The sequence below is a fragment of the Cellulophaga fucicola genome, from assembly GCF_900119145.1.
Lineage (GTDB): Bacteria > Bacteroidota > Bacteroidia > Flavobacteriales > Flavobacteriaceae > Cellulophaga > Cellulophaga fucicola.
This window is the reverse complement of the sequence record NZ_FPIY01000001.1, coordinates 127,305-142,906: the sequence shown is the minus strand read 5'-3', so window position 1 is coordinate 142,906 and position 15,602 is coordinate 127,305. Positions and strand designations below refer to the sequence as shown.

Annotated in this window: 13 protein-coding genes; 6 read left to right on the top strand and 7 right to left on the bottom strand. The window is 32.8% G+C overall.

Annotation, left to right across the window (positions count from 1 at the left end; all coding sequences use genetic code 11):
* Positions 1–69 precede the first annotated feature (69 nt).
* Together BT107_RS00695 and BT107_RS00690 are read right to left on the bottom strand one after the other, a co-directional pair.
* On the bottom strand, positions 70–2,922 hold the full coding sequence (locus tag BT107_RS00695) for a M16 family metallopeptidase (protein WP_072301838.1): 2,853 nt from the start codon (positions 2,920–2,922) through the stop codon (positions 70–72).
* A 36-nt stretch (positions 2,923–2,958) separates the two neighbouring features.
* Positions 2,959–3,537 carry a hypothetical protein gene (locus BT107_RS00690; RefSeq protein WP_084639060.1) on the bottom strand — a complete coding sequence of 193 codons (579 nt, stop codon included), beginning with the start codon at positions 3,535–3,537 and terminating at the stop codon, positions 2,959–2,961.
* Between the two features lie 67 nt (positions 3,538–3,604).
* On the opposite strand from BT107_RS00690, the gene BT107_RS00685 reads away from it, so the two are divergent.
* Positions 3,605–4,177: a YdeI/OmpD-associated family protein gene (locus BT107_RS00685; protein ID WP_072301837.1), complete on the top strand. Its 573-nt coding sequence runs from the start codon at positions 3,605–3,607 to the stop codon at positions 4,175–4,177.
* A 4-nt stretch (positions 4,178–4,181) separates the two neighbouring features.
* Here the strand turns inward: BT107_RS00685 and BT107_RS00680 are convergent, their stop codons facing one another.
* On the bottom strand, positions 4,182–5,648 hold the full coding sequence (locus BT107_RS00680) for a magnesium chelatase (RefSeq protein ID WP_072301836.1): 1,467 nt from the start codon (positions 5,646–5,648) through the stop codon (positions 4,182–4,184).
* Positions 5,649–5,735: 87 nt separating this feature from the next.
* Entirely contained in the window at positions 5,736–6,863 is a 1,128-nt protein-coding gene (locus BT107_RS00675) for a vWA domain-containing protein (RefSeq protein WP_072301835.1), read from the bottom strand.
* 155 nt (positions 6,864–7,018) lie between these two features.
* On the opposite strand from BT107_RS00675, the gene BT107_RS00670 reads away from it, so the two are divergent.
* The 5 genes from BT107_RS00670 to BT107_RS00650 all read left to right on the top strand — a co-directional run bounded on the left by BT107_RS00670 (position 7,019) and on the right by BT107_RS00650 (position 12,965).
* Complete coding sequence (locus BT107_RS00670; RefSeq protein ID WP_072301834.1) at positions 7,019–7,579, top strand: PepSY-associated TM helix domain-containing protein; 561 nt, start codon at positions 7,019–7,021, stop codon at positions 7,577–7,579.
* Between the two features lie 48 nt (positions 7,580–7,627).
* On the top strand, positions 7,628–10,834 hold the full coding sequence (locus BT107_RS00665; RefSeq protein ID WP_072301833.1) for a VPS10 domain-containing protein: 3,207 nt from the start codon (positions 7,628–7,630) through the stop codon (positions 10,832–10,834).
* 53 nt (positions 10,835–10,887) lie between these two features.
* Positions 10,888–11,544 carry a hypothetical protein gene (locus BT107_RS00660; RefSeq protein WP_072301832.1) on the top strand — a complete coding sequence of 219 codons (657 nt, stop codon included), beginning with the start codon at positions 10,888–10,890 and terminating at the stop codon, positions 11,542–11,544.
* Positions 11,545–11,632: 88 nt separating this feature from the next.
* Positions 11,633–12,163 (top strand): RNA polymerase sigma factor, encoded by a 531-nt coding sequence (locus BT107_RS00655; protein ID WP_072301831.1) that lies wholly within the window; start codon positions 11,633–11,635, stop codon positions 12,161–12,163.
* A gap of 4 nt (positions 12,164–12,167) precedes the next feature.
* Complete coding sequence (locus BT107_RS00650) at positions 12,168–12,965, top strand: anti-sigma factor (protein WP_072301830.1); 798 nt, start codon at positions 12,168–12,170, stop codon at positions 12,963–12,965.
* Between the two features lie 177 nt (positions 12,966–13,142).
* Here BT107_RS00650 and BT107_RS17455 read toward each other — a convergent pair whose 3' ends face one another.
* The 3 genes from BT107_RS17455 to BT107_RS00640 form a co-directional block, all read right to left on the bottom strand.
* Positions 13,143–13,286, bottom strand: a complete 144-nt coding sequence (locus BT107_RS17455; RefSeq protein WP_170854681.1) for a hypothetical protein — start codon at positions 13,284–13,286, stop codon at positions 13,143–13,145.
* A gap of 250 nt (positions 13,287–13,536) precedes the next feature.
* Positions 13,537–14,814, bottom strand: a complete 1,278-nt coding sequence (locus BT107_RS00645) for a tetratricopeptide repeat protein (RefSeq protein WP_072301829.1) — start codon at positions 14,812–14,814, stop codon at positions 13,537–13,539.
* Between the two features lie 74 nt (positions 14,815–14,888).
* The gene (locus tag BT107_RS00640) at positions 14,889–15,584 is read right to left on the bottom strand and encodes a DUF4331 family protein (RefSeq protein WP_072302871.1); all 696 of its coding nucleotides are present in this window, start codon (positions 15,582–15,584) and stop codon (positions 14,889–14,891) included.
* Positions 15,585–15,602: the final 18 nt, after the last annotated feature.

Sequence of the window (15,602 nt, the reverse complement as noted above, 5' to 3'; positions counted from 1 at the left end):
AAATTAATAGAATAAAAAAAATCCGCTCTAGCCATAGAGCGGATTTTTCTTTTTTAACTAAACTTTAATTTAGTCTTTTAGAATTTCTTCTGGGTTTAGTAATTCCGGTTCTCCGTATCCTAACTTATTCAATTTTTTAAGTTGAGTTTTAGCATCACCTACAATTAAGTAAATCATTTTATCTGGATTTATATAATCATTTGCCAATGCTTTTACATCTTCTACAGACATATTTTTAACTCCTTCTTCTCTTTGCTTAGCATAATCTACTGGATAGTCATATGTACTTATATTAAGTAACATATTTAACTTAGAACCCATAGTTTCAAAAGCTCTTGCATTACTTTTTATCATATATCCTTTAGATACCTCTAAATCGTTTTGACTGTAACCAGCGCTATACTTCTCTAAAATTTCTTTTACTAAATTAGAAGCTTCATAAGTTACATTGGTACGCACACCACTAGATATAGAAAATAAACCATCTGTTTTATCTCCACTAAAGCTAGAACGCACACCATAAGTATACCCTTTACCTTCTCTTAGCTCTTGTGTAAGTTGCGAGGCAAAACTACCACCACCTAATCTATAGTTCATTACCTGGGCTCCATAGTAATTTTTATCTGTTGCAGCCAAAGATGGTGCACCAAACATAAGTACAGACTGTTTAGCATCTGGCACATTATAAAAATATACCTTAGATTTTTCTGGCTTTTCTGCAGCAACTATAGTTGGTACTGTAACGTCTTTTGCTTTCCAATTTTTATTTAAAGATGCTAAAGAAGATTTTACATTAGGTTCTGTAATATCACCTACAATATGGAAACTTGTAACTGTTGGTGATACATTAGCATTGTAATAGTTTTTTAAATCTTCTATAGTAATAGACGCAACAGAAGCTGTTGTACCTACATTGTTATTTGCTAAAATATGATCCTTTCCGTAGACTAATTTAGAAAATTCGTTAGCTGCTATACCATTTGGATTTGCTTGTTGGCGCTGAATTTGACTAATTGTACTTTGTTTTAAAAGACTAAACTCCTTAGCATCCCAACGTGGCTCTAAGATAATTTCGTTAACAAGCTCTATTACTTTAGTGTAATTTTTAGCCAAACAGTTACCAGAAATTGTAATATACTGGTCGTTGGCAGATGCATTAATACTTGCTCCTAAACTTTCTATTGCATTTTCTAACTCTTCTGGTGTTTTATTTTTTGTTCCTTTAGTTAACATAGAAGCTACTAAATTAGAAACACCAATTTTATTTTTATCTTCTAACAACATACCACCATTAATTTTAATACTAAACTGTACTAATGGCACTTCGTTATTTTCTATACCAAAAACCTTAATACCAGAAGAAAGCTCTTCTTTGTATACGTCTGGTACTTTTACGTCTGGACTAGATCCGTATGGTGGCTCTATACTACGATCAAAACTAGAAGGAGTTTTCTCATAAGTAGCAGCAATACTAGGATCAAAATTACTTTCTTTACCTTCTACTATCTTTTCTTCTACAACCTCAGCTTTTGTAGACCCTTCTAATACTAAAGAAGCTTGTCCTCTTGGTACCGCACTAACAGCTACATAGTTTTTATCTTTTATATATGTATTATATACACGCATAACATCTTCCTTAGTTACAGCTAGTATTTTTTCTACATCTTCACTAACATAACCAGGATCACCTGCAAATATCTCGTATTGTGCTAACTGAAATCCTTTTCCTAACACACTAGAAAGCGAATTGTAAAAATTTGTTTCTTGTCCTGCTTTAATTCTATTAATGTCTGCATCAGAGATACCTTCTTTTTCAAACGCAGCAAATGCTTCTTGTATAGCACTGTTAACTTTGGTAAGTTCTGTAGTATCAAAAGCTGTAACAGACAATCCTAACTCACCCGCAAGTTCCGATGTTGAGTTATACATTCTTACATAATCTGTTAGTTGTTTTTCTTCAACCAAGGTTTTATATAAAGGAGCTTTTTTTCCATCAGATAAATAAGTAGTTAATACATCTAAAGCATATGCATCTTTATCAAACTGAGGAACAGAAGGCCACGTTAAAGATAGTTGTGGTAAACGAGCAAAATTATCCTCGTAATATAATTTTTTAGTTGTCTCTAAAGTAACTGGTTGTTTTTCTAAAGTAGGTATAGCATCTCCTTTTTTAATTTCATCAAAATACTTTTTAACCCACGATTTTGCCTCTGCAACATCAAAATCACCTGCAATAGTTAATGTTACGTTGTTAGGAACATACCATTTGTTGTAAAAGTCTTTTACATCTTGCAAAGTTGCATTTTGTAAATCTTCTAAAGAACCTATAACCGTCCAGCTATATGGGTGCCCTTCTGGGTACAATGCTTTTGTTACTACGTAATTTACGTGTCCGTATGGGTTATTATCTACACGTTGTCTTTTTTCATTTTTTACAACTTCTTTTTCTTTTGCTAATACAGGTTCTGTAACTGTATTAATAAAATAGCCAAGCTTGTCTGCCTCTGCCCAAATCATTTTTTCTAATGCATCTTTTGGGACTGTTTGAAAATAATTTGTACGATCTCTACTGGTAGATCCGTTTGCACCAGAACCACCTATACGAGCACTCATTTTATCTAAACCACCTTTACCTAGGTTTTCAGATTCTAAAAATAATAAATGCTCAAATAAGTGAGCAAAACCTGTTCTACCCACTTTTTCACGAGCAGAACCAACGTGACTAGTCAATGCTACTGCTACTACAGGGTCCGATCTATCGATATGAAAAATAACTTGTAAGCCATTATCTAATGTAAATTTTTCAAATTCTACTTTAAATTCTGTTTTTGCTGTTTCTTCTGTTTTTTGTTCCGATTTCTCTTTACAAGAGACTACAAACAACACAATTAATGCTGCCAAAAAAGGTTTCATTTTTCTCATTTCTTTATTGATGAATTAGTTTTAAGTTAAAATAAATTAGTTTTTAGTACCCATTAATACGTTAACACCTTTTGGCATTGGATTGCCAGATGATCTACGCATTACCACTATTTGTCCGCTGTGCCAAATAGCATCTGCTATAGGCCCATTTATAGCATTCCAAAACGGAAGCTTAAATTTTTCATTAAATACCAATTCGTGTTCTTCTAAATTGGTTGCACTTTTAAAAATAGTACTTGCTTTTTTAAAGTTTTCTAATGTTAGTTTTCTTTTTTGCTCAAAAGTTAGTTCTTCTGTATTTGTATCATCAGCCTTTAAGCTAGTTGCTTTTAAAATCATTTTAGACAATCCCAAAATATGATCTACAGTTTCTTCTGTACTTCTTCCCTCTTTATTGGGTTTATACATTAGATCTTTTTCTGTTAAACCTTCTGTTGCCCAATAATATCTAAAACCTAACGCATCTATAGTCCTTGCAGCTACCGTACCTGCTGTATATTTTTCTGGTGCGGTTGGTATTTGGTAATACGGTAATTGTTGGTTGGTTTGCTCCTGAGCCTGTGTAGACATGACGGTTATAAAAGTTAAAGCAATTAAATAATATGTACGCTGCATACTTTTTGTTTTATTTTTGGATATAAATATACATTAATCTTTATACTAAAGTATCACCAAACTAAAAATGGAAACAAAACCAGAACTCTATTTTAAAAATACAAAGGAGTGGCGTACGTGGTTACAAAATAACCATAAAACAAGTCCTGGTATTTATATAATACTATATAAAGTAAGTCACGAAAAAGAAAGTATGCTTTGGGAAGATGCTGTAAAAGTTGCCCTTTGCTTTGGATGGATAGATAGTACGGTTAAAAATTTGGGTGATGGAAAAAGAAGACAATACTTTTGTAAACGAAAAGCAAAAAGTGTTTGGAGCAAATTAAATAAACAGCATATAAATAACCTTACAGCTGATGGTTTAATGCACCAAAGTGGCTTAGATAGTGTAGAGACAGGAAAACAAAATGGCTCTTGGACCGCTTTAGATGCTGTTGAAAAAGGTATTATTCCTGAAAATTTAATGACTGCTTTTAAGCAAAACCCAAATGCTTTTAACAATTATAATAATTTTGCACCATCATATAAAAAACAATATTTACACTGGTTAAGTCAAGCTAAAAGGGTAGAAACAAAACAAAAAAGAATCGCAGAAATAGTTAAACTCTGCGATTCTAATATAAAGTCTAAATATGTATAATAGGTTATAATCCGCTTATATAACTACTGTACGGATCTTTAAACTGTATACCTTCTGTAAATCTGTATTTACTTAATTGCTTAAATTGTACTAAGCCCCAAAGTATAAACTCTTTTACAAAGTAACTTTCTTCTTTTTTTAATTTTGGTTGATGCTCCCCTAATAAATCATCTAACGGAGATACAGCATCTAACATATTAGTATATTCCTTATCACTAAGATCGTCTAATAGCTCAAAACCAGCTTCGTTATTAAAGAACCAAGAAACTACATCGTCATACGGGCTAGCATCTTCTTGTTTTTTAAGTTTTTCAATCTTAGGAAAATATTCTACAAATAATGTTTGTACTGCTTCGCCAATTAAATTATAAGCAACACTAGCTGCTCCTTCTTGTTCGCCTTCGTAAACCAGCTCTACCTTACCTGTAATTGCAGGTATAATACCAATAAAATCACTAAGTCTAACTGTTGTTTTATTATCTCCGTTTTTTAGAGCTCTAAGTTCTGCTGTACTTAATAAGTTTTCAAAAGCAGTAATACTTAGTCTAGCACTTACACCACTTTTAGCATCTATATATTCGCTTTTACGTGCTTCAAAAACAATTTGCTCTAAAAGATCTTTTGCTAAATCTGGCACTAAAATAGCATCTGACTGTCTGCTATCTAATTTAGCTTCTTGCGCAGTAATAATTTTAGCCGTTTCTATATCTTCTGGATAATGTGTAAGAATCTGCGATCCTATTCTATCTTTTAAAGGAGTAACAATACTACCACGATTTGTATAATCTTCAGGGTTTGCTGTAAAAACAAATTGCATATCTAAAGGCAATCTTAATTTAAAACCTCTTATTTGTATATCGCCTTCTTGCAAAATATTAAACAAAGCAACTTGTATTCTTGCTTGTAAATCTGGCAACTCATTAATAACAAAAATACAACGATTTGCACGTGGTATCATTCCGTAATGTATTACTCTATCATCTGCATAACTCAATTTTAAGTTTGCTGCTTTTATAGGGTCTACATCACCAATAATATCTGCTACAGTAACATCTGGCGTTGCTAATTTTTCTGCAAAACGTTCACTTCTATGCATCCAAGTAATAGGTGTATTATCTCCTTCCTTTTTAATAAGCTCTACTGCATATCTAGAAATTGGTTGTAATGGGTCATCATTTATTTCAGACCCTTTAACAACAGGTATATACTCATCTAATAAATTAAGCATTAATCTAGCCAAACGTGTTTTTGCTTGTCCACGTAAACCCAATAAGTTAATGTTATGTCTAGATAGAATTGCACGTTCTAATTCTGGTATTACTGTGTTTTGGTAACCGTGTATACCCGTAAACGTTGCTTCTTTATTTTTAATTTTCTCTATTAAATTATCTCTTAACTCGTCTTTGATAGACTTGCTTTGGTATCCGGCTTTTTTTAATTCGCCTAGTGTTTTAATTGTATCTATTTTCATTCTATAGCTTTTGGCTGTTTATTATTGGTTTTTAGCACTCTTTTTTTTAAACTAAAGACTAGCACCTATAAACTAACAGCTAATTAATTATCCTTTAATTCGTTTTTTTCTATTGGTCTCGTAATCTTCAAAAATCATTTCTCCTAATCCTTTTAAACCTGTATAAAATGCTTTTCCTTGGTTTGCTTGGGTAAACGCTTTTACAAATTGCATTAAATATGGGTCTTGTGCAATCATAAAAGTAGTTATAGGTATATGTAATTTTCTTGCTTGTTGTGCCATTCCGTAACATTTATTAATAATGTCCTCGTCTAAACCAACACTATTTTTATAATATGTTCCATCTGGCATTTGCAAACAACTAGGTTTACCATCTGTAATCATAAAAATTTGTTTATTGGTATTACGCTTTCTTCTCAGTAAATCCATTGCCAATTGCAAACCAGCTACGGTATTTGTGTGGTAAGGACCTACCTGTAAATATGGTAAATCGGCTATTTTTATAGGCCAAGCATCATTACCAAAAACAAGTATATCTAAGGTATCTTTTGGGTAGCGCGTGGTAATTAACTCTGCCAATGCCATTGCTACTTTTTTGGCAGGCGTAATACGGTCTTCCCCATAGAGAATCATACTATGACTTATGTCTATCATAAGCACCGTACTCATTTGCGATTTGTGCATTGTTTCTTCAACAACCAAATCGTCTTCCGTTAAATTAAAGTCATCAATACCGTTATTAATTTGTGCATTTCGTAAACTCTCGGTCATCGAGACTTTATCTAAAGCATCTCCAAATTGGTAATTTCTAAAATCGCCAGTGTGCTCATCTCCTGCTCCAACACCTTTGCTTTTATGGTTACCAGAACCACTACGTTTAATTTTACCAAAAATCTGATCTAGTGCTGCTTGTCTTATAGCTCTTTCTGTTTTAGCAGTAATAGCAGTACCATTGGTACCATCTGGTTTTATTTCTTCCTTTATATATCCTTTAGCTTTAAGGTCTTCTATAAAATCGTCTATGGTATAGTCTTCTGTAGTAAGTTTATACTCTTTATCTAACTCCCGCAACCAATCTATAGCTTCATCAAAATCTCCAGATGTATGTGTAATAAGCTCTTTAAATATATCAAAAAGCTTTTCAAACGGAGTTTGTGAAGGGGCTTTGTATTCTTTAAAAACAAAACCTTTTCTGTTTATTTTATCATTCTTCATACAAGTATAAAAATACGGCTTTTTGAGTTAAACATTGGTTTTCAAAAATCAAATTATATTAAATCTTTGCTAAATAACAGAACGCTTTGTTAACATATTATTATGAAATTTTGATAGACTTTTCGTTATTTTCGGAAACTTTAAATAAGTTCCTATTGAAAATAAAGATTAATAAGCTTGCAAAAAGCACTCGTTTATACCGAAAATTACACAAAACAATAGCCATTGTCTTGGTTCTTTTTATACTACTTATAAGTATTACAGGCGCTTTACTCGCCTGGAAAAAAGAACTTTATTTACAGCCACCAACATCTAAAATAACACACAACAACAAAACACTTGTTCCTTTAGAAAAAATAGAACAAAATGCTATTGCATATATAGACTCTTTGCAACTCTCTACTACAATTAATAGAATAGATTACAGACCTACAAAAGGTATTGCTAAAGTTAGGTTCGAAGATCATTTTACAGAACTACAAATTAACTGTTACACAGGTAAAATTGTATCTGTAAAGCAGCGTACAGATACTATTATAGAAATGATACACGATGGGTCTATTCTAGATTTTTTAATAAAGAATGATGCGTCTGTATTTAAACTTTTTTATTCTTCAATAATTGCCTTAGGTCTTATATTTATTAGCGTAAGCGGAATTATACTATGGATTAACCCTAAAAAGATAAAGAAAATAAAATCTACTGATAATCAATAAAATAACTCACAAATACCTATTTTTAAACCAAACTAAGATCAACTAAAAATGAAAAAACTACACTCACTTTTATTCTTTTTTACGGTATTATGCCTTTCCGCACAAGACTTTAAAATGGATTATGTACAAGATTTAAAACCTAGAAATATTGGTCCCGGAGGTATGAGCGGCCGTGTAACTGCCATTGACGCAGTACATACCAACCCAGATATTATTTATGCAGGTACAGCTTCTGGCGGATTATGGAAATCTACTTCTGGTGGTATAAAATGGGACCCTATTTTTGATAAAGAAATTACTGCATCTGTTGGTGCTGTTGCCATACAACAAAGTAATCCATCTGTTATCTGGGTTGGTACAGGAGAAGGTAACCCAAGAAACAGTTTAAATGGTGGCTACGGTATTTACAAGTCTTTAGATGGTGGTAAAAACTGGTTGCCAATGGGCTTAGAAAAAACCAGACACATACACAGAATTGTAATAGATCCTACAAACCCAAATATAGTTTATGCTGGTGCAATTGGTTCTCCTTGGGGAGAACATCCAGAACGTGGTGTTTATAAAACTACAGATGGCGGTGTTACTTGGAAAAAAATATTATTTACCAACAACAAATCTGGTGTTGCAGATTTGGTAATGGACCCTACAAACCCAAATAAGCTTATTGCCGCTATGTGGGAACACAAAAGAGATCCTTGGTTTTTTAAATCTGGTGGTAGCGGCAGCGGTTTATATATGACTCACGATGGCGGAGAAAACTGGAAAAAAATAACAGAAGAGGATGGTTTACCTAAAGGCGATTTAGGCCGTATTGGTATTGCTATTGCACGCAACAAACCTAATGTTGTTTATGCTTTAGTTGAAGCTAAAAAAAATGCACTATACAAATCTGAAGATGGTGGCTTTAAATGGAAAAAAATTAATGATAAAGCTGATATAGGAAATAGACCTTTTTACTACTCAGAAATTTATGTAGATCCTAAAAACGAGAATAGAGTATATTCTGTTTTTACTTATATAAATGTATCTGAGGATGGAGGAAAAAACTTTACCCAATTAATGCCTGCTTATGGTGCAGATAATGGTGTACACCCAGATCATCATGCATGGTGGATACACCCTGAAAATGGAGAGTTTATGATGGACGGCAATGATGGCGGATTAAACATTACCAAAGATGGTGGTAAAACTTGGCGTTTTATTGGCAACTTACCTGTTGCTCAATTTTATCATATTAATGTAGATAACGAGTTTCCTTATAATGTTTATGGCGGTATGCAAGACAATGGTTCTTGGCGTGGACCTGCTTTTGTATGGAAATCTCAAGGGATACGTAATAGCTACTGGCAAGAAATTTCTTTTGGAGACGGGTTTGATGTTGTTCCAGATTTAGATAATTCTCAGTACGGTTATACTATGAGTCAGCAAGGATCTTTATCTAGATACGATTGGAAAACAGGTAACAACTACTCTGTAAAGCCAACTTCGCCAGATGCAGCAACTAAATTACGATTTAACTGGAACTCTGCAATTGGACAAGATCCTTTTAACAACGCTACAGCCTATTTTGGTAGTCAGTTTGTACACAAAACAACAGATAAAGGGTTAACATGGACTGTAATTTCTCCGGACTTAACTACAAACAATCCTGAAAAACAAAAACAAAGCGAAAGCGGTGGTTTAACTATGGATGCCACTGGTGCAGAGAATCATTGTACAATTTTGGTCATAGAGCCTTCTCCTGTAGAAAAAGATATGCTATGGATTGGTACAGATGATGGCCGTGTGCATATAACACAAAACGGTGGTACCACTTGGACAGATGTTTCTAAAAATATCAAAGGTTTACCAGAAGGTAGTTGGATTCCACAGATTAAAGCATCTAATAAAAATAAAGGAGAAGCGTTACTTGTTGCTAACGATTACAGAAGGTTTAATTACACACCTTATGTATATAGAACTACAAACTATGGTAAAACGTGGACACGAATTGTAGATGAGAGCGATGTTAAAAGTTATGCTTTAGCTATTGTTGAAGATTTAGAAACTCCTAACCTATTATTTTTAGGTACAGACGATGGTTTATATGTTTCTTTTGATGCTGGTACTAAATGGCAGAAATGGACAGAAGGTTTCCCTACTGTATCTACAAAAGATTTAGTTATACACCCTAGAGAGCACGATCTTGTTATTGGCACTTTTGGTAGAGCTGCATGGGTTTTAGATGATATTAGACCACTAAGAGCCATAGCTAAAGACAAAACTGTACTTACTAAAGATGTTGCTTTGTTTACGCCACCTACAGCATACCAAGCTGCTTACCAACAACCAACCGGAAGCAGATTTGGCGCTGACGCATTATTTAATGGCGAAAACAAAAAAGGTGGAGCAATGCTAACTTATTTTTATAAGAAAAAAGAAAAAGTAAAAAAACCAGATGCTGATGACAAAAAGGAAGAAAAAGAAAATACTCCTGCTAAAAAAGATGGTGTGGTTTCTAAAGATTCTTTACAGTTTCAGTTTTTTAATGGAGACGATTTAATACGTACAATAAAAATTAAAGCTCCAAAAAAAACAGGCTTACACCGTTACCAATGGAATATGACAGAAAAAGGTCCAGAAAGACCATCGCGTAGCATACGTAAATCTAAAAGAGAACCAAGCGGACAACGTATAAAACCAGGTACATACAAAGTGCAGTTAACATACGGCACAACTACTGAAGAAACAATGCTAACGGTAAAATCAGATCCAAGATTAAATGTATCTACAGCTGCAATTAATGATGTTTATACTGCTAGTAAAGTTTTAGCTAATTATACGCAAACAGCTGCAGACGCGGTTAAACAGCTGGTAGAAAGTAAAAACACTGCAACTAAATACAAAGCAGATTTAGCCACTCTTGATAAAGAAAAATATAAAGAAGAGATAAAACTATCTACAAACATTGTAAAAGAAATAGATAGTGTTATTGCTCTTTATTTAGGTAAAGTAGACAAAAGACAAGGCATAACAAGAAATCCAGAAATTACAGTTATGCAAAGAATTAGCAGCGCTAGTGGTTATGTACGTAGTAGAAAAACTGGAATAACAGAGACAGAAAATAGATTAATACAGTTTGCTAAAGAAGAGTTAGAAAAAACTTTAGAAAAAACGAATACATTCTTTACCGAAAAATGGAATCCGTACAAATCTAAAATAAGCGACTTAAAAACAATTTCTTTTAAAGAAATTAAAACCTTTACAATTAATTAAAAGGATAAGAGTAATAGATTTTTTACCTTTATACTTTATTAAATTATAGTATTATGAAAAAGATAAAATTAGTATGTGTAAGCTTATTAGCCGTAGCAGCTTTTAGTTGTAAAAATGCAAACAAAGAAAATTCTCATAGCTCAGAAGACCATAATGGTGCAGATCATAGTCACACAGAGACAGAAGTACAATATTCTTTAATTGCAGATTCTACAAAAGCTAGTTTTACTGCGTATAAAACTACAGACAAAGTACCTGTTGGCGGAACATTTAAAACTATTAACATTACTAAATCTAATACTGGCGCTACAGCTTTAGAAGCGTTAAATGGCACGGAGTTTAGTATTCCTGTTAGTAGCTTATTTACAAACGATGGTACTGGAACAAGAGATCCTAAAATTTTAGAATTCTTTTTTGGTGTAATGAAAAATACAGAGTTAATTTCTGGTGTTTTAAAAGTTGATGGAGATAAAACTTCTTTAGACGTTACATTAAACGGAGAAACAGCTAACATACCATTAGAAACAGAAAAATTAGCTGACAACAAATTTACCTTTACTGGAGTAATGAATTTAGGTGAGTGGAGTGCTTTAGATGCAGTTGCATCTATTAACAAAGCTTGTGAGGCATTACATACTGGTGCAGATGGTATAAGTAAAACTTGGGAAGATGTTGCTATAAAAGGAGAAGTTCTTTTAATGAAAAAGTAATATACACAAACACCCAAAAGCAATCTATATAAAAGCTACGTTATTACGTAGCTTTTTGTATTTTTAGAATCTAGATATATAAATTTATATGCAATTAGAAACCCTAGTAGTACAGTTTCAGCAAAAAGACCCCAAAGCTTTTGAAAAACTTTACAATATGTATGCAGAAAATATCTGTGGTGTAATTAACACTATTGTTAAGAACTCAGATATATCGCAAGAAATTTGTCAAGATGTATTTATTAAAATATGGAATAATGCCGATAAATATAATTCTTCTAAAGGTCGTTTTTTTACGTGGATTTTGAACATTGCGCGAAATGCCGCTATCGACGAAGTGCGCTCTAAGTCCCACAAAAACAGCAAACAAAACCTATCTGCAGATTACTTCGTAGGTATACTAGAAGACAGTACAAATCTTGATCATAAGACAGATGCTATAGGCATTAAAAAGTTTTTACAAGATTTAAAAAGTACCTGCGTACAGATAATAGAAATGCTGTATTTTAAAGGGTATACGCAGAAAGAAGCTTCTGAGGAATTAAATATTCCTATTGGTACCGTAAAGACAAGAAATAGAAGTTGCATATCGCAACTAAGAAAAAATGTATTGAACTAGGCATATGAATATTGAAGAATACATATCATCCGGAAAATTAGAACTTTATGTTGCTGGTTTGCTTTCTAAAGAAGAAAACGAACAAGTACATAAAGATGCTGAACAATATCCTGAATTAAAAAAGGAGATAGAAGCTATAGAAGCATCAATTTTAGCTTTAAGTAAAAAAGCTGCACCAACAATGGACAAAGCTAATTTTAGCTCTTTAAGGTCTAGATTAGGCTTGTCTGAAACTAAAGTTATAACATTACCAAAACAAAAAAGCAACTGGGCTAGTTATACAGGTTGGGCTGCTGCAGTTGTCTTATCTGCTGGTTTATTTTGGATGTATAACCAGAATAAAGAGTTAGAGTCTAAAATTGAGGTTGTATCTCAAGAAAAGGAAACTTTAGAAACTACAATAGAGAATGCCAACAACTCTTTAATAAAATCTCAAGATTTACTAAATACAATTAGAGATCAGAATATTGCAGTAGTTGCCTTAGGCGGACAAGCTGTATCTCCTGAGTCTTTTGCTAAAGCATATTGGAACAAAGAAGAAAAGAAAGTTTTTATAGATGCAAAAGGATTACCAGAACCTCCAGATGGTTTTGTATACCAAGTATGGTCTTTAAAACTTAATCCTTTAACACCAACAAGTCTTGGTTTATTAGAAAACTTTAAAGGTGATGAAAATAAAATATTTGCGTTAGCAAATAATAATGAATCTGAAGCTTTTGGAATTACACTAGAACCAGCTGGTGGTAGTGAGTCTCCAAATCTAGAACAACTATATACGTTAGGTGTAGCATCTAACTCTTAATAGTTTTTATAATCCAAACTAAAAAATCCTCTAGCATATGCTAGAGGATTTTTTGTCTTTATATATTGTCTCGTCTTATAATAGTGTACAAAAAAAGCCCTACACGCGTAGAGCTTCCTTATTTAACAAAACCAATAAATGTTAAACAAACATATTTTAAGTACCTATTAAAAAACACTATTTGTGTATCTTAATCTGTTTTTCTTTTCTCTTGTGTGCGTTATTATACTCCATCTTCTTTAAAGATTTATGAGCAGTTAATAACTTATAGCCATAAAAGGCCATAATTGCGATCCAAAGTATAAAAAAGTAATATTCCATAACAAATATGTTTTAATACAAATAGTACAACTTTAGGTATTGCACTACCGCGATTTTCACTACATACGGAGTTTTAGGTTAAGTGGTTTTATTAAAACTACATTTTTACCGATTTAGTATTGAAGATACAAAAAAATCTTAAATTTTGTTAAAAAAAGTGCCTAAAAAACATTACTGCTTTGGCACTTTTAGCAACAACCTACAACTAAACTCTACAAAAGTTGTATTTATACATAATCCCTAACCTTACTTATAATAGCTCAATCTTCTTCTCCATATTTGGACCTAATTCGTAAATAGCTCCAGATAACTCTACTTTTAATTCTTTGACCTTTTGTGTATTACCTGCTGCTTTGTATATTTCTGCAGCATTATATAAAATATGTGGTTCAAACGTTTTACCATCTATATGCTTTGTTATAATTTGTAGAGCATTAGCTAAATCTCCCTTTTTATAAAGACTGCTTGCTAATAACATATACGACTCTGGTGTTTCTCTATTTTTAATTTCTTGTTCCGCTATTTCTAGAGCTTTTGTGTATAAATCTGTGTAATCTAAATAAAAATTAACATTATAACTGTTGTACATAGCTCCATAAGCAGGGTTGCCTACTGCCTTTATGTATTGATCCATATTTTTAAGCTTCTCTTTATGGTTCCCTTGATATTCTGCAATCTCTGTCTTTAACAAATAGTAATCTGGAGAATTATAGTTTTTGGTAATCGCATTTAGAATACGCAATGCTTCTTCTGGGTTTCTTTCATAAGAAAATACAATCCAAGCAATTCCCTTTTTAGCATAAGCATTATGCGACTCTAACTCTAATGACTTTAAATAGTAGTTATAAGAATCTTCAATTCTTCCGGCGTGACCGTAATAATCTGCAATATTAGTGTAGGACCATATTTTAAGAGTTTTATCATTCGCCATTTCTGCTAATTGCTTTGCTTTTTCCATATAAGCAATGGTTGCATCTAAATCACCTTTATAATCTTTCCATTTAGCAATACGTATTAAATAACCAAAACTATTTTTATCTTTCAGAAGATTCAAATTATTTTCTGCTTCCGTATAATTTCCTAATTCCATATACACATCAAACAAAAGACTTTGAGTTTCTTCTACTCCACTTCCCATTTTTTGAGCTTTCATTGCCATTTCTAAAGCTTCTTTAAATCTGTGCTCAGAAATATAAGTACGCGCTAAAGACCTATAATAACCAGCTTTACCAACTGCTGCAATTTCTACTGCCTTAACTAAACTTTGTTCTGCCTTTTTTAAGTATTCTATTTTGCCTGTATTTTTAAAATACCTGTTATACTCTTGCGCAACTATACCAAAACTGGTTAATTGCATACTGTCTGGTTTTATTTTTGAGTTCCACAACTCATATTTTCTTGAGGTTGTTTTTTCTGCATCAACCTTTAAATAAGCATTGTAATCTTGACTATCTGTAATTGTAGGGTTACTTGTTAGGTTACAAGAAACTATACTTAGTATTAAAAGAAATAGGGCTATCTTTTTCATTATATTTAATTTTGTAGAGTTATAAAAAGTAGTAATAAAGGGAGGCAAAAACCTCCCTTCATAGTTATTGTATTCTAGTTTTCTGGAGTTCCTAAAAAAGGAAAATCAGTAGAAACTGTTGCTGTTAAGCTAACACCATCTGATGTTAAACGAGGTAAGTCTGCCATACCGTCGCCATCTGTATCTTGACCACTAAAACGATCACCTTCTGCTCCACCAAAAAGTAGAATTAAAGAAACATCAATAACATCGTCTGTAATTAATCTTCCAGTTAAAGCAACTTCATCACCATCTGGCACTAAAATTCTACCATCGCCATCGTTGTCTGTACCAGGATTAAAATAAGTAGTTGGTAAATTAGGAGCAACTTCTAAAACATCGGCAGCTAAATAGCCAGTTAATGTAGCAGCATCTAAACCTAAAATATTGTTCTCATAGTTTACAGCTGCAGGATCTGCTCCTAATAAATTTGCATAAACATCATGGTATTGTTCTAACCTAGCTTCAAAACCAGCCTGGAACATAGCTCCCATTTCCGATGGTATTGTAACATTCTGCGCGTCTTTTACACTTGCTTGCCCGTCCATATCAAAAGATAAAACTGTATTTATACCTGGTCTACCCATATGGTCTACCTGTGCATACGTTCCAGAAAAATCAGTCGTTTCTGGTTCCATTTGCATATCTCCGTTATCATCATCAGAACAAGATGCAATAGTTAATGCCGCTCCAAAAGCTAAGGCAAGATGTTTTATATTGTTTAGTTTCATAATTGTAATTTTTAGTGT

What these genes read in the sequence shown, in the direction of transcription:
- BT107_RS00695 (WP_072301838.1), bottom strand. Translation starts at nt 2,922, where the DNA reads ATGAGAAAAATGAAACCTTTTTTGGCAGCATTAATTGTGTTGTTTGTA.
- BT107_RS00690 (WP_084639060.1), bottom strand. Translation starts at nt 3,537, where the DNA reads ATGCAGCGTACATATTATTTAATTGCTTTAACTTTTATAACCGTCATG.
- BT107_RS00685 (WP_072301837.1), top strand. Translation starts at nt 3,605, where the DNA reads ATGGAAACAAAACCAGAACTCTATTTTAAAAATACAAAGGAGTGGCGT.
- BT107_RS00680 (WP_072301836.1), bottom strand. Translation starts at nt 5,648, where the DNA reads ATGAAAATAGATACAATTAAAACACTAGGCGAATTAAAAAAAGCCGGA.
- BT107_RS00675 (WP_072301835.1), bottom strand. Translation starts at nt 6,863, where the DNA reads ATGAAGAATGATAAAATAAACAGAAAAGGTTTTGTTTTTAAAGAATAC.
- BT107_RS00665 (WP_072301833.1), top strand. Translation starts at nt 7,628, where the DNA reads ATGAAAAAACTACACTCACTTTTATTCTTTTTTACGGTATTATGCCTT.
- BT107_RS00660 (WP_072301832.1), top strand. Translation starts at nt 10,888, where the DNA reads ATGAAAAAGATAAAATTAGTATGTGTAAGCTTATTAGCCGTAGCAGCT.
- BT107_RS00655 (WP_072301831.1), top strand. Translation starts at nt 11,633, where the DNA reads ATGCAATTAGAAACCCTAGTAGTACAGTTTCAGCAAAAAGACCCCAAA.
- BT107_RS00650 (WP_072301830.1), top strand. Translation starts at nt 12,168, where the DNA reads ATGAATATTGAAGAATACATATCATCCGGAAAATTAGAACTTTATGTT.
- BT107_RS17455 (WP_170854681.1), bottom strand. Translation starts at nt 13,286, where the DNA reads ATGGAATATTACTTTTTTATACTTTGGATCGCAATTATGGCCTTTTAT.
- BT107_RS00645 (WP_072301829.1), bottom strand. Translation starts at nt 14,814, where the DNA reads ATGAAAAAGATAGCCCTATTTCTTTTAATACTAAGTATAGTTTCTTGT.
- BT107_RS00640 (WP_072302871.1), bottom strand. Translation starts at nt 15,584, where the DNA reads ATGAAACTAAACAATATAAAACATCTTGCCTTAGCTTTTGGAGCGGCA.